The organism is Myxococcus llanfairpwllgwyngyllgogerychwyrndrobwllllantysiliogogogochensis (assembly GCF_006636215.1).
GTDB classification, from domain to species: Bacteria; Myxococcota; Myxococcia; order Myxococcales; family Myxococcaceae; genus Myxococcus; species Myxococcus llanfairpwllgwyngyllgogerychwyrndrobwllllantysiliogogogochensis.
The window spans coordinates 1-14,430 of record NZ_VIFM01000140.1; the positions used below are offsets into that span (position 1 = coordinate 1).

The window sequence follows — 14,430 nt, forward strand, 5'->3', positions numbered from 1 at the left end:
GAGGCATTGGCGGCGGTGTCGGCGGGGGCACGGGGACGGACAGCGCCCTGAGACCCACGCAGCCGCCGTTCGCGGGAATCCTCTCGGCCTCCGTGCCGCTGTTCGACCTGCAGGCCATTGACGCACGGCGCACGGCGAGGGAGGCCCAGCGCGCCGCGGCGTGGTCGCTCGCGGAGACGCGGCGTCAGCTCAGCGGCGCGCTCGCCCGGGCGCTGGTGCAGGTGGCCGCGCAGGAGCGACTGGCCGAGGTCAACCGCGTCAACCTGCGCACCGCGCTGGAGCGGCTCGCCCTCGCACAGCGGCGGTTGGATTTGGGCGCGGGCACCCGGTTGGACGTGGTGCGCGTGAAGCAGGACGCCGAGTCCGCGCGCGCCCTCGTCGTGTTGGGTGACGAGAATCTACGACAGGCGCGCGAGGCGCTCGGGCTCTCACTCGGGTTGCCGCAGGCGGTGGGCCTGGCGAAGGGCGTGCGCGTGGACGAACTGCTCCAGAGCGCGCGGAAGGACTGCCGCCAGCTTCCAGAACTGGAGGGGCGCTCGGACCTGGCGGCGGCGCGCTCGCGCTTCAGGGTGGCGCAGCGGCAGGTCAGCTCGGTGAAGGCGCAGTACGCGCCCTCGATATCGCTGACGAGCACGACCATTGCCCTCACGGTGGAGGACGACTTCGTCAACGTGCCCATCTGGAACATCGGAGCCAGCCTGCTCCTGCCCTTCTGGGACGGCGGGGCACGCGAGGGACTGCTGCGACAGTCCCGCGCGGAGGCGGAGGTCGCGCGCCAGCAGGTGGTTCAACTGGAGCGCTCCGTCACGGTGGAGGTCACCCAGGCGCGGCGTGGCGTGAAGGTCTCCCAGGCCTCGCGGGACATCTCGTCGCAGGAGCGGGTACTGGCCGAGGAGAACGACAGGCTCACCCGACGCAGTTTCGAGGTGGGCACGGGCACCAGCCTGGAGCTCATCCAGACAGCGGCGGCGCTGCGACAGGCGGAGCTGGCGCTGGTGGTGCGCGAGTTCCAGTTGGAGCAGGCGCGCGTCGAGGCATTCCTTGCGGAGGCGGCATGCGACTGGTGAGGACATGGTGCGCGGTGGCGCTGGCGCTGGCGGGGTGCAAGGGCTCGAAGGAGGGGGACGGCCCCCAGGGCGGGCAGGCCGGCGCGGGTACGGCCCTGTCCGTGCAGACGCTGGCGCTGTCACCCGGCGAGGTGCAGGAGGCGGGTGAGTACGTGGGCACGCTCATCTCCCGCAGCAGCATCTCCCTGTATCCCCAGGTCGCCGGCTACGTGCAGGCGATTCCGGTGCGGCCCGGCTCTCGCGCGCAGCGCAACGAGGTGCTGCTGGTGGTGGACCCGCGCAGGGAGCAGGCGGGGCTGCGCGCCACCCAGGCCCAGCGCGCGTCGGCGCTGGCGCAGCGCGAGTTCGCCCGGCGCACCCGGGAGCGCAGCGCGCAGTTGCTCAAGGAAGGGCTCCAGAGCCGCCAGGACTATGACCAGGCGGTGGCGCAGGCGCAGCAGGCGGAGGCGAGCGCGCGGGCGATTGAAGCGCAAATCCAGTCGCAGCGCGTGCAGCTCGGCTTCTACGAGGTGAGCGCGCCCTTCGCGGGCGTGGTGGGAGACATCCCGGTGAAGGTGGGCGACTACGTCACGCCGCAGACGCGGCTCACCTCGCTGGACCAGAGCAAGGTGCTGGAGCTGTCCGTGCAGGTGCCGGTGGACCGCGCCCAGCGCGTGCAGGTGGGGAAGACGCCGCTGGAGGTGCTGGACACGGAAGGCAAGGTGCTGGTGTCCGCGCCCGCCTTCTTCGTGGCGCCCACGCCCGCCGCGACGACGCAGTTGGTGGAGGTGAAGGCCGCCTTCGAGAACACGGGCAGGCTGCGCGCGGGGCAACTGGTGCGCGCGCGCGTGGTGTACGCATCGCGCGAGGCGCTCACCGTTCCCACCGTCGCGGTGACTCAAATCAGCAGCCAGTCCTTCGTGTACCTGGTGGGCTCGGCCGACGGAGGCACCGTCGCGCAGCGCACGCCACTGGACGTGGGAGAAGTCACGGGCAACGACTACGAGGTGACGGGAGGGCTGGACGCCGGGGCCCAGGTGGTGGTGACGGGGTTGCAGTTGCTGCGCGATGGCCAGCCCATCAAACCCACGCCCGCGAAGCCCGAGGGCCAGGGTGTGGGCGGCGCCTCCGACGCGGGCCAGTGAGAGGACGGCATGTTCACTGACTTCTTCATCCGCAGGCCCATCTTCGCCAGCGTGCTGTCCATCCTCATCACGCTGACGGGGGCCATCAGCATCCCCTCGCTGCCCATCGAGCAGTACCCGGACCTGTCGCTGCCGGAAGTGCAGGTGACGGCGACGTACATCGGCGCGTCGGCGGAGACGGTGGAGAGCGCCGTGACGACGGTGCTGGAGCGCCAGCTCAACGGCGTCCAGGGGATGCGCTACATCTCCTCCACCAGCAGCAACACGGGGCAGAGCAGCATCACCGTGACGTTCGACCAGGACCGCGATTTGGACATCGCGGCGGTGGACGTGCAGAACCGCGTGGCCACCGCGTCGCCGCAGCTCCCCGCCGCCGTCAACGCGCTGGGCATCACCGTCAACAAGGCGCAGACGCAGCTGCTCATGGCCTTTGGCCTGTTCGACGCGGAGAACCGCTACGACACGGGCTTCCTGAGCAACTACGCGGACGTCTACATCCGCGACGCGCTCCTGCGCGTGAAGGGCGTGGGCGACGTGCGCATCTTCGGCGAGCGGCGCTTCGCGATGCGGCTGTGGCTGGACCCGACGGAGCTGGCGCGGCGCAGGCTGCAGGCCTCCGACGTGGTGGCGGCGCTGAGCACGCAGAACGTGCAGGTGGGCGCCGGACAGGTGGGCCAGGAGCCGGCGCCTCCGGGGCAGAACTTCCAGTTCACGTTGCAGGTGCAGGGGCAGCTCGCCACGGCGGAGCAGTTCGGGGCCATCGTGGTGCAGCGTGGCCAGGATGGCTCGCTGGTGCGGGTGCGGGACGTGGGCCGGGTGGAGCTGGGCGCGGAGAACTACGCGCAGTTGCTGCGCTTCAACGGCCGGGACGCCGTGGGTCTGGGCATCTTCCAGCTCCCGGGCTCCAACGCGCTGGAGGTGCGCGACGGCGTCGTCGCGGAGCTCAACCGCCTGCAGAAGAGCTTCCCCCCGGGCATGAAGTACGAGGCCGCCTTCGACACCACCGTCGCGGTGCAGGCGTCGATTGAAGAGGTGCTCGTCACGCTGGGCGAGGCGGTGCTCCTCGTCGTGCTGGTCATCTTCATCTTCCTGCACGGCTGGCGCAGCGTGCTGGTGGTCGCCACCACGCTGCCGGTGTCACTGATTGGCACCTTCCTCTTCGTCAGCGCGTTCGGCTTCTCGCTCAACACCCTCACCCTCTTCGGCCTCACGCTGGCCACGGGTCTGGTGGTCGACGACGCCATCGTCGTCATCGAGAACGTGGAGCGCACCATGGAGGAGGGCTACTCGCCGCGCGAGGCCACGCAGCGGGGCATGCGCCAGGTGGCCGGCGCCGTGGTGGCCATCGCCCTGGTGCTGTCCGCGGTGTTCGTCCCGGTGTCCTTCTTCCCGGGCACCACCGGCTCCATCTACCGCCAGTTCGCGCTCACCCTCGCCTTCTCCATCAGCCTCTCCGCGCTGGTGGCGCTGACGCTCTCCCCCGCCCTGTGCGCCCGGCTGCTGCGGCCTCAAGAGGGCCAGAAGTGGCTGGCGTTCCGCAAGTTCGACAAGGGCATGGACCGCTTCCGCGACAGCTATGGCCGGCTCCTGGAGAAGCTCATCGGCCCGCTGAAGTGGCCGGTGGTCATCGTGTTCGCGTTGTGCCTCGTCGGCACCGTGCTGGTGTACCGGGCCACGCCCTCCGGCTTCATCCCGGACGAGGACCAGGGCTACATCATCGTCGCCGTGCAGGGCCCGGAGGGCACGTCGCTCGACTACACGCGGCGGGTGCTGCTCCAGACGGAGGACGTGCTGAAGAAGCAGCCCGAAGTCGTGGACATCTTCACCGTGGGCGGCTTCTCGCTCCTGGGCACCGGCGCCAACTACGGCACCCTCTTCGTCAACCTGAAGCCCTGGGACGAACGCAAGACGCGCGAAGCGAGCGTGGCGGGCCTGGTGGAGCGGCTGCGCGGTCCGCTCATCGGCATTGGCGGGGCGCGCGTGCTGCCCTTCCAGCCTCCGGCCATCCGAGGCGTGGGCAGCGTGGGCGGCTTCGAGTTCGTCCTGGAGGACCAACTGGGCGGACGCTCCCTGTCGGACCTGGCGAAGACGACGGAGGCGCTGGTGGGCAAGGCCAACCAGGCCCCGGTGCTGCGCGGGGTGTTCTCCTCCTTCACCGCCAACACGCCGCTGCTCGATATCCAGGTGGACCGGGAGAAGGCGCTGTCGCTCGGCGTGCCGTTGGACTCGCTCTTCTCCACGCTCCAGGTGTACCTGGGCAGCCAGTACGTCAACGACTTCACCTTCTCCAGCCGCGTGTATCGCGTGTACGTGCAGGCGGCGATGCCCTTCCGCAGCGAGCCCAGGGACATTGGCGCGCTCTATGTGCGCTCGGCGGGCGGGGACATGGTGCCGCTGGAGGCCCTGGTGCGAATCAAGCCCATCACCAGCGCGCAGAACATCCAGCACTACAACCTGTATCGCTCCGCGGAATTGAACGGGCAGGCGGCCCCGGGCTCCAGCAGCGGCGCGGCGCTGGAGGCCATGGAGGGCGCGGCGCGCGAGGTGCTGCCGGAGGGGTACACCTACGAGTGGACGGGCCTGTCGCTGGAGCAGAAGGAGGCGGGTGGGCGCGTGCTCCTCATCTTCGGACTCGGTATCGTGTTCGTGTTCCTGGTCCTCTCCGCGCAGTATGAGAGCTTCGCGCTGCCCTTCGTCATCCTCCTCGGGGTGCCGGTGGCCATGCTGGGTGCGCTCGGGTTCCAGAACCTGCGCGGCCTGCAGAACGACGTCTTCTGCCAGGTGGGGCTCGTGATGCTCGTCGGACTCTCCAGCAAGAACGCCATCCTCATCGTCGAGTTCGCCGAGCAACTGCGCCACGAGGGAAGGAGCGTGATGGACTCCGCGATTGAGTCCGCGCGCACGCGCCTGCGTCCCATCCTGATGACGTCGTTCGCCTTCCTCATGGGCGTGGTGCCGCTGGTGCTCGCCTCGGGCGCGGGCGCGGCGGCGCGCAAGTCCCTGGGGACCACCGTGTTCGGCGGCATGTTGCTGTCGACCTTCGTCAACCTCATCTTCATCCCCGTGCTGTACGCGGTGGTGGAGTCCACGCGCTCCCGACTCCTCAAGCGGCACGAACACGCACGGCCCGATGGCGGAGGAACACCACCGCCCAACGAGCCGCCGCGTCCGCAGCCGGCCTGAGCCACGTGGCGGGGCCGATACGACCCAATATCCCAAGCCGGAGGGTTCGCTATCCTCCGGCGATTCATGGCCCGCTCCATGCCCCTCGACGTCCAGCGTCGTCGGCTGTACGCGCTCAAGCGCGCTCCCGCATTGCGGCACACCAGCAACACCGTCCTCCTCCAGATGTTGGATGTGGCCTGGGATGTCACCTGGGCCAAGGACACGGTGCTGTGCGAGGAAGGCCAGGAGGCCCACGGCTTCTTCCTGCTGCTCGAGGGAGAGCTGGAGGCACACCGTGACGGCGAATTGCTGCTGACACTGCGTCCTGGAACCCCACTCGGGTTCGAGGCGCTGATGGGCGGCCACTACTCCGTCACCGCGCGCGCGGCGACCGCCTGCAAGGGCCTCTTCTTTCCACGCGATGGCGTGTGGACGCTCGTCCAGGCACGCGCGGGGCTGAGGCAGGACCTGAAGCGACTGCTGGCTCACGCGGAGCCACCGAAGCAGGAGGACCCGCTGCCGCAGGTGGAGGTGGTGACGTTCGCGAGCGAGGTGCGGGACACGCCGCTGTCCGAGCTCATCGAGCTGGTGGCCAAGGTCATCACCCACGACTTCAAGGACCGGGTGTTGCTGGTGCGCACGGCGGAGTCGGGCTCGGACGAGCTGCCGGTGAAGGGCGCGGACGGCGTGCTGCGCGCCACGGTACCGGCGTCCGAACCAGGGGCGCCGGGACGCCTGAGCGTGGCGCGCCTGCGGGAGCTGGCCCGGGAGCACGACCCGCATTACGTCTTCCTGGACGGCTGTCAGGTGACGGGCAGCGCGCCGCTCGTGGACAAGCACGTGCTCCTGGTGACACACCATGAGAACACCCGGGTGCCGCGCCCTGGAAAGGACCGCGTGCTGCCCACGGTGGTCATCGACCCGAGACATCCGACGCGGGAAGCCGAGCTGCGAGGCCGGCCTCACGAAGGCCCCCGCGCGGACGCTCATGTCCTGCCGCCCTGTCGCCTGAGGATGGACCTGCGGCGGCTGGCGACGCTGAAGGTGGACGCAAGGCCGTTGACGGAGGTGGGCCTGAGCCCCGCGGAGCGGGACGCGCTGTCACGCTGGGCCCGGGCCATCACCCACCGTCGCGTGGGACTGGCGCTCAGCGGCGGCGGCGTGTGGGGCTTCTACCACGTCCACATCCTGCGCTGGCTGGTGGAGCACCGCGTGCCGGTGGACTTCATCAGCAGCTCCAGCATGGGCTCGCTGGTGGGGGCCTACTTCTGCGGCACCGCGCTGGATGGCCACAGCGGCCTGGAGGGCCTGCACCGCCTGGAGGAGCGGGCCATGAGCCACCGGCTGTCGCTGGCGGCGATGGCGGCGGTCTTCACCACGTACTCGCTGGAGCACCTGGTGACGCAAGATTTGGGAGCCGTGGGGCTGGAGGAGCTGCCCATCCGCTTCCTCCCGGTGGCGACGGACCTGACGAGCGGCGAGTGCGTGGCGCTGGAGCGCGGCCCCGTGGCACGGGGAGTGCGCGCGAGTGGTTCGGCGCCTGGACTCTGGGCGCCCACGCTGGTGCCTCCCGCACGCTACGTGGACGGGGCCTTCACCAGCATGGTGCCCGCGAGCGTGTTGGTGAGCGCGGGCGCGGACCTCGTGTTCTCCAGCAACATCTTTCCCTTCGGCCTGCGTGAAACAGCCTGGATGCCGGAGAGCCGGGTGGGCCGATTCCTCGCGGGTCTCAATCCTGTATCGAGGGCGCTGGACCTTGTTGCCAGCGGTGTGTTGCTGTTGCATCGCAGCGGTGACGCGGAGAGCTTGATGGCGGACGTGAGTTACGACATCCAGTCAGCGGACACTCCGCTGAGAACGGCGATGGAGTTCACCAAGGCGCGAGACATCCTGAAGCGCGCCGCGTCGGATGAAGCGCTGGCCTGGAAGCTCACGGAGCTGCGCGCCCACTGGGAGCAGATGCGCCTGCACTGCGGTCCCCACGGGCGGCGCTGTGGAGGACAGCAGGCGGCATGATTCCCGTGCGAATCCTGGGAACGGCGAGCCTGCAACCCGGCCCGGCCGTGACGACCGAGGAGCTGTGCGCGCGCGTGGGCCGTGACGCGACGGAGGTGCTGCGCAAGACGGGCATCCGCTCGCGGCACTTCGCGCCACCGGGGACGAAGGCGGCGGACGTCGCGGCCGAGGCGCTCCACGGCGCGCTCGTCGCGGCGGGACTGGAGGCGAAGGCGCTGCGGCGCATCTTCTGCGTCTCGTCCATGGGCGGGGATGTCACCACGCCCGCCACGGCGAACCGGGTGGCCGCGGCGCTGGGCCTGTCGGGGAGCTGTGACGCAATGGACCTGAGCAACGCGTGCATGGGCTTCCTGAGCGCGTTCGACCTCGCGGCGCGCTCGGTGGCGACGGGGCTGGGGCCGGTGGGCGTCGTCTCGGTGGAGCTGCTGTCGCGCACGACGACGCCGGACGACCCCAGGCCCTACCTGGTGCTGGGAGACGCCGCCGCCGCCGCGGTGCTCGGGGCCGGGCGGCCCGGGGAAGGCGTGCTGGGCGTGGCGCTGGGCAACGACGGCTCGCTGCCGACGGACGTGGTGCTGGAGAACCCGCACGCGACGGGCAAGCCGGAGCGGATGCGCTTCCTGACGCCCAGCAAGGAGATGACGCGCGTGGCGCTGGACGCGCTGCTGCGCGCCGCGCGCACGGTGTTGGAGGAGGCCCAGGTGGCCCTGCGCGACGTGGAGTGGGTGCTGACACACCAGCCCAACGGGCGGATGCTGGAGGTCGTCCTGGATGCGATGGGCGTGGAGGCGGCGCGCGGGGTGCGCGTCGTGGACACGGTGGGCAGCGTGGGCTCCGCGTCGCTGCCCACGAGCCTGGACCGCTTGTGGCGCACGCGGCCGGTGAAGGCCGGGGACCGCGTCCTGATGGTGGGCGTGGGCGCGGGCGTGGCGCACGGCGCGGTGCTGTACCGGGTGGGAGGATGACGCGCGCCGGTGGGCTGCCTCTCGCCGCGTGGCTGGGCGCCTTCGGGTGGCTGCGGCGCTACCACCGCTACGAGGTGGTGAACCTGGAGCCGCTCTTGCGTCCGGGCGCCAAGCTCATCGTCGGCTACCACGGGCGCCCCCTCGCGGTGGACCTCTGCATGTTGACGGTGACGTTGCATGAGCACCTGGGCTACCTGCCACACGGCGTGGCGCACGGCGCCTTCGAACGCATCCCCGGGATGCGCGCGGTGGTGGACGGGCTGGGCTTCGTCACCGGAGACGACCCCCGGCTGGCGGAGGCGGTGGCGCGAGGCGAGCATGTGCTGTTGCAACCTGGAGGCACACGCGAGGGATGTCGCAGCTACCGGCATCGCTACCAGGTGAGCTGGGGCGAGCGGCTGGGCTACCTGCGGCTGGCGGTGCGTTACCGGCTGCCCATCGTCCCCGTGGGAGGCAGCGGCATGGATGACGCATACCTGGGACTCAATGACGGGTACGCGCTGGGCAGACGCATGGGGATGCCGGCGCGGCTGCCGCTGTGGCTGGGCCTGGGCGCGACGGGGGTGTGGCCGCTGTCGCTGCCCTTCCCGGTGAAGATGACGCAGTGGGTGGGGGAGCCGCTGACGCGTCATCTGGAGCCGGGCTTCGACGCGGGCAAGCGAGAGTCGATGTTGGAAGCACACCAGGAAGTGGCGGGCGCCGTGCAGGCGCTCTTGGACCGGGCACGCGGCCGGCGGCCCGAGGCGATGGACTGAGCGAGGCAGGGAAGGCAGAGGGGCGATGAGCGACTCGGAGGAGGAGAGAGGCAAGGGAGAGCGACCATGGGCGCTCATCCTGGGGGCCTCTTCGGGCACCGGCGCGGCGATTGCCAACGCGGTGGCGCGCAAGCCGGGGCTGGATGTGTTTGGAGTCCACCGGGGCCGCTACGTGGACAACGCGGCGCTGGTGGAGCGACAGGTGAAGGAGGCCGGACGACGCGCGCTGCTGTGGCAGGCGGACGCGTCCACGCCCGAGGCGGCGGAGGCGGGTGTGCAGGCCTTGCGCGAGGTGGCGGGGCCGCGCTCGGTGAAGCTCTTCGTCCACTCGATTGCAGGCGCATCGGTGGGGCGGTTCCTGTCGGAGGGCGAGGACCGGCTCCACGCGCGGCGCATGCGCAGGACGTTCGACACGATGGCGCACTCGTTCGTGTACTGGGCGCAGGCGCTGGTGGCCGAGGACATGCTGGCGCCGGACGCGCGGCTTCTGGGGTTGCAGAACTCGCTGGACGAGACGCACCTGTCGAACACGGCGCTCATCAGCGCGTCGAAGGCGGCGCTGGAGATGTACGTGCGTTATCTGGCGATGGAGCTGGGCGGCAAGGGGCACCGGGTGAACCTGCTCAAGTTCGGCACGGTGCTCACGCCCGCGCTGAAACACGTGTACTCACCCGAGGCCCTGGTGCGACTGGAGGCGGCCCACGCGCGCATGAATCCCGCGGGACGCATGTGCACGGTGGAGGAGGTGGCGAACTTCGTCGGCGTGCTCACCGGTGACGAAGCGGGCTGGTTCAACGGCGCCACCATCGACTTCACCGGGGGCATGACGCTGCGCCTGCTGGACCTGGTGCTCAACCCGTGACGGGGACCACCGCGAGCTTCGGCATCCGGAAGCGCAGGCAGTAGAAGAACGGCGACACCTGTTCCTCCAACACGTCCGTCGCGCGGGAGGGCAAGAGCTCCCGGGGACAGTGCGCGTCGCGCGTGTAGAACGTTATCGCGCGGAACGCGGCGCGCTGGAGGAGCGAGGGCCGGTGGGCCGCGTCCATCTGCTCGTCCACCACCACCACCGGCGTGCCCGGCTTCGCCACGCGCGCCAGCTCTCGCAGTCCCGCGGCCGGGTCTCGATAGCCGCCAATCCCTCCCACACTCAGCACCCGGTCGAACATGCCCGAGGGAAACGGCAGCGAGTGCCCGTCCGCCATCATCAACCGCACGCCCGGGTAGCTCCCCTTGCGCAGCCGATGCTGGCAGCGGCCCAACATGCCCTCGCTCAGGTCCACGCCCCAGACCTGGACCTCCTGTCCCGCGCCCAGCTCGCGACGGATGAGCGGCAGGTTCGCTCCGGCGCCCACGCCCACCTCCAGGATGCGAAGGGGCGCTCCATCCTCGGAGGGGCGCAAGGCGCCCAGCTCCAGGCGCCGGATGTAGCCCGCGCGCATCTTCGACTCGGTGACGGACTGGAGCAGCGGCGTCAGCACCTTCGTCAGCGGGTCATGCAGCGCCGGCAGCCCGTCGTAGATGACTCGCATCAGCCGGTCCGTGCCGCGCACCGACTCCTCGCGATACAGCCGCGCGAGTCCGCGCTTCACCGGCCACGCCTCACCGCACCCTCCGCAGCGCAGCCAGCCCCACGACAGGCGGCCTTCCTCCTGCTGGCCGTGGAACACCAGTGTCCCGGCGCAGGCCGGGCAGGCCAGCAACGCGACGTCCCCTGCTTCCAATCCGCTACGCACCCAGACTTTGTAGCACCCTCGCCCGGGCCAGGTCGTCCTGCGCGCCCATGTGTTCGAAGCGTTCCAGTGCGCGTGTCAGGTGCGGACGTCTCGCCGGGTCCTCGGGCGGCAGGTGCCGCGCCAGCTCGAACCGCGCGCGAGCCTCCTCGTACGCCGTCTCCTTCGCCGTCGACATGGCGACACACTCGCGCCACGCCTCGTACGCGCGAGGCGCGTCACCCGACAGCCACGCCTCCAACCCGCGCCACAACTTCGCCGCGGGCTGTGCGAAGGGGAACACGCGCGCGAAGCTCTCCACCGCGCGGCACGCCGCCCGCGCGTTCTCCAGCAGCGACACGTCGCGGCCCCCTTCGAGCTCCCAGAGGGTGAGCAGCACCTCCGCCACCGCCGTGACGGGGAAGTAGATGAAGTGCGCCACCGACTTTCCGGCCACCAGCTTCGCCAGGGCCTTCTCCGCCGCCATCCGCGCGCCGGCCAGGTCTCCCTCGCGCAGCCGCAGGAGCGCCAGCGAGCCGTCCAGGATGATGCGGTCCGTGAGGCCGCCCTGCGCCTCCGTCCAGACCACCGTCTGCTCCAGGGCCGCGCGAGAGCGCGCGTGCTCCCCCAGGCGCAGATGGATGTACCCCTGGTAGTGCAGCGCCCAGTGCTGCGTCTGGAGCGCCCCGCGCCGCCGCGCCGAGTGCTCCAGCCAGTCCATCAGCGGCAGGCCCTTGTGGAACTTCCCCTGGTAGCAGGACACCACCGTGAGGAGCGCGCGGCACTCCTCCGCGAGCCGCAAGTCACCCACCGAGTCGACGATGCCGATGGCCCGCTCCAGCCACGCCTCCACCTCCGCCCACCGCGCCATGTACGTCGAGTACACGGCGTTGCGACACAGCACGTAGGCCAGGTCCGCGGGGTTGCCCATGCGCTCGGCCACCTCGCGCGCCCGCCCCACCCACGCCTCCGCCACCGGACGCACCGGCACCGTGCCCGCCACCACCGCCATGTTGGTGTAGCCGCGCGCCAGCTCCGACGACGCGCCCGCGGGCTCACACAGGTTGAGCATGCGCAGGCCCGCCCAGAGCACCGGCAGCGCCTCCTGCCCGTAGATGAACGCGTCGGTCAGCCGCATCAACAAGCGGCCAGCGACGCGACGCACCCGCCGCCGCTCCTCCGTCTCCACGTCGTACGCGTCCGGCCGCGCGCTCTGCGCCAGCCGCAGACCCACCTGCACCAGCGTGCCCAGGGCCCAGCCCAGGCGCGTGGTGGGCACCGGCCAGCCGAAGTGCCGCAGCGCCCGCTCCGCGTGTCCCCGGAACGCGGCCAGCTCGCCCAACTGGAAGCGCGCCTCGGCCAGCAGCGCCTCCAGGTGGCCCAGGTGCAGCGCGTCGCGCGCGGGCACCCGCTCCAGCGCTCGCGCGAGGAAGGGCAGCGCCTCGCGACAGGCGCCCACCCGCAGGGCCTCTTCACCGGCGCGCTGCGCGTACTCGGCCTCGCGCGTCGAGTCGCCCGCCTCGCCCCAGTGGTAGCAGAGCGCCGCCGTCCGCTCCGAGCCATCGCGGTGCGCCGCCTCCATCGCCTCCGCCACCCGGCGGTGCAACAGCGGGCGCTCCGCCGCGGCCAATTCCTCCAGCACGCCCTCGCGCAGCTTGTCATGCGCGAAGCGCCAGTGTCCGTCCGCCACGTCCAGCACCGCCGCCGCCGCGCAGTACGACAGCCAGCGCTCCACATCCACGCCGGGCGCCGCGTGCCTCAAGAGCGCCACGTCCACCTGTCGCCCGACGATGGCGGCCACGCGCAGCAGGTCCCGCGAGCTGGCGGACACCTTCTCCAGGCGCCGCCGCACCAGCCGTCGCACGCCACCCGCGAAGACGCGCTCCGGCAGCGGCATGTCACCCAGCCGGTCCAACCCGCCCGCCTCCTCCGCCAGCGCGCGCGCCACCTCCACCAGGAAGAACGGGTTGCCCTCCGTCTCGCGGCGCAACAGCTCCACCAGGTGCGGCCGCCCACCGGCCGGGCCAATCATCGACTCGCTGAGGACGGCGATTTCGCCCGCGTCCAGCCGGGGCAGCCGCAGCACGTCCAGGCCCGGAAGCTGCGTGGGCAGCGTGGGCGCCTCGTCGTCGCGGAAGCTGCCCAGGAGCAGCAACGGCAACCCCGTGGCGCGAGCGGCGAGCCGCGACAGCAACAGCAGCGACTCCCCGTGGGCCCAGTGCAAATCCTCCAGGAGCACCACCGTGGGCTGCGTCAGCCGGGAGAAGATGTCCTCCACCACTTGCAGCAGGCGCGCCTGCGCCATCTCCGCGCCCAGCTCCGCGGGGTCCGGCACGGCGCGCCCCAGGATGAGCTCCAGGTCCGGCACCAGCGGCTTGAGGATGCTGGCCTCGCGGTCATCCAGCGGCGTGAGGATGGACAGCCAGCGCAGCACCGGGCGCCACTCCTGATACGGACTGCCGCCCGCCGCCACCGCCTGGCCGCGCAGCACCACCGCGCCGCGCACCAGCGCCAGGGGCCGCAGCTCGTCGAGCAGGCGCGACTTGCCCACCCCACTCTCTCCACCCACCAGCAGCCCGCCGCCATGCCCCAGCAGCGCCGCGTCCAGCACGGAGGACAACAGCGACAGCTCGCGCGCGCGGCCCACGTAGCGCGCGGCCTGCAGGAAGCTCTCGCGCGTGGTGACGGACTCCGCGGGCACCGGGCGATGGGTGGCCGCGCACAGCGCCGCGATGACCTCGTCCGCGCTGCGAGGCCGCCGCCGCGAGTCCTTGGAGACCAGGCGCTCCAGCACCTCGTGCAGCGCCTCCGGGAAGTCCGGGGGCGCCGGCGGGGCCTTCCCGTCGAAGGGCAGCCGTCCGAAAATCATCTGGCACGCCATGGCGCCCACGCTGAAGAGGTCCGTCACCTCCGAGGGAGGCTGGTCCTCGAACAGCTCCGGCGCCAGATAGCCTGGCGTGCCGCCCGGCTGCGCGCGGTGCACCTGCTCGCGTCCCACGGCGAGCCCGAAGTCGAGCACCTTCACCTGCCCGCGCGCCACCAACACGTTGGCGGGCTTGAGGTCGCGGTGGATGATGCCTCGGCGGTGGAGGTACGCGAGCGCCTGGAGCGTCTGCACCAGCAGGTCCACCTGCACGTCGAGCGGCTGATTCACGCCCGCCTGCACCAGGTGCCGCGCATCCTCCAGCAGGTCCATGGCCAGGTACGGCCGGTGCTCGGCGTCAAAGCCGTAGTCGAGCACGCTGATGACGTGGGGATGTCTCACCGACGCCAGCGTCTGGAACTCGTGGGCCAGCGACAGCGCCAGCTCATGGCGCGCGGCGGAGGACGGGGTGTTCTCGCCCACGGGCGGCTTCACCAGGTCTTCCACCGTCTTGTGCAGCCGCTTGATGGCGACCGGGCCGTTCAGCAAGTCCTGCGCGCGCCACACCGTGCCCGCGCCGCCCCGCCCCAGGAAGTCGGCAATCCGGTAGCGCCCCCCGACGACCTCGCCGTCGAAGAGACGGCGCGCCGGGTCCTCGAACCGAGGCTGTGTCGCATCCAGTGGGATTGAACGCATGTGCGGGGGGCCGCCCGCCGGCATGATAACGAAGATTCAGGTTATCCGGGGGGTTGCTTTCACCCGG

The 14,430-nt window shown here is 71.1% G+C and carries 9 protein-coding genes; 7 read left to right on the plus strand and 2 right to left on the minus strand.

What is annotated here, in order from left to right; genetic code table 11:
* From FJV41_RS29130 to FJV41_RS29160, 7 genes are all read left to right on the plus strand, one after another.
* On the plus strand, positions 1 to 1,067 hold a 1,067-nt coding region (locus FJV41_RS29130), incomplete at its 5' end, for a TolC family protein (RefSeq protein ID WP_141645842.1).
* Positions 1,055 to 2,191 carry an efflux RND transporter periplasmic adaptor subunit gene (locus FJV41_RS29135; RefSeq protein ID WP_141645843.1) on the plus strand — a complete coding sequence of 379 codons (1,137 nt, stop codon included), beginning with the start codon at positions 1,055 to 1,057 and terminating at the stop codon, positions 2,189 to 2,191. The genes FJV41_RS29130 and FJV41_RS29135, both read left to right, overlap by 13 nt.
* 9 nt (positions 2,192 to 2,200) lie before the next feature.
* The gene (locus FJV41_RS29140) at positions 2,201 to 5,374 is read left to right on the plus strand and encodes an efflux RND transporter permease subunit (RefSeq protein WP_141645844.1); all 3,174 of its coding nucleotides are present in this window, start codon (positions 2,201 to 2,203) and stop codon (positions 5,372 to 5,374) included.
* Between the two features lie 78 nt (positions 5,375 to 5,452).
* The gene (locus FJV41_RS29145) at positions 5,453 to 7,372 is read left to right on the plus strand and encodes a patatin-like phospholipase family protein (protein ID WP_141645845.1); all 1,920 of its coding nucleotides are present in this window, start codon (positions 5,453 to 5,455) and stop codon (positions 7,370 to 7,372) included.
* On the plus strand, positions 7,369 to 8,337 hold the full coding sequence (locus tag FJV41_RS29150) for a 3-oxoacyl-ACP synthase III family protein (RefSeq protein WP_141645846.1): 969 nt from the start codon (positions 7,369 to 7,371) through the stop codon (positions 8,335 to 8,337). The genes FJV41_RS29145 and FJV41_RS29150 overlap by 4 nt, the downstream gene beginning before the upstream one ends.
* Positions 8,334 to 9,092: a lysophospholipid acyltransferase family protein gene (locus FJV41_RS29155; protein WP_141645847.1), complete on the plus strand. Its 759-nt coding sequence runs from the start codon at positions 8,334 to 8,336 to the stop codon at positions 9,090 to 9,092. The genes FJV41_RS29150 and FJV41_RS29155 overlap by 4 nt, the downstream gene beginning before the upstream one ends.
* Positions 9,093 to 9,117: 25 nt before the next feature.
* The gene (locus FJV41_RS29160) at positions 9,118 to 9,954 is read left to right on the plus strand and encodes an SDR family oxidoreductase (protein ID WP_141645848.1); all 837 of its coding nucleotides are present in this window, start codon (positions 9,118 to 9,120) and stop codon (positions 9,952 to 9,954) included.
* Here the strand turns inward: FJV41_RS29160 and FJV41_RS29165 are convergent.
* Together FJV41_RS29165 and FJV41_RS29170 are read right to left on the minus strand one after the other, a co-directional pair.
* Positions 9,944 to 10,828, minus strand: a complete 885-nt coding sequence (locus tag FJV41_RS29165; protein WP_246137488.1) for a methyltransferase domain-containing protein — start codon at positions 10,826 to 10,828, stop codon at positions 9,944 to 9,946. The two genes, FJV41_RS29160 and FJV41_RS29165, sit on opposite strands and share 11 nt — an antisense overlap.
* Positions 10,821 to 14,363, minus strand: coding sequence for a serine/threonine-protein kinase (locus tag FJV41_RS29170; RefSeq protein WP_141645849.1), 3,543 nt, complete (start codon positions 14,361 to 14,363; stop codon positions 10,821 to 10,823). Before FJV41_RS29170 ends, FJV41_RS29165 begins: the two co-directional genes overlap by 8 nt.
* Positions 14,364 to 14,430 lie beyond the last annotated feature (67 nt).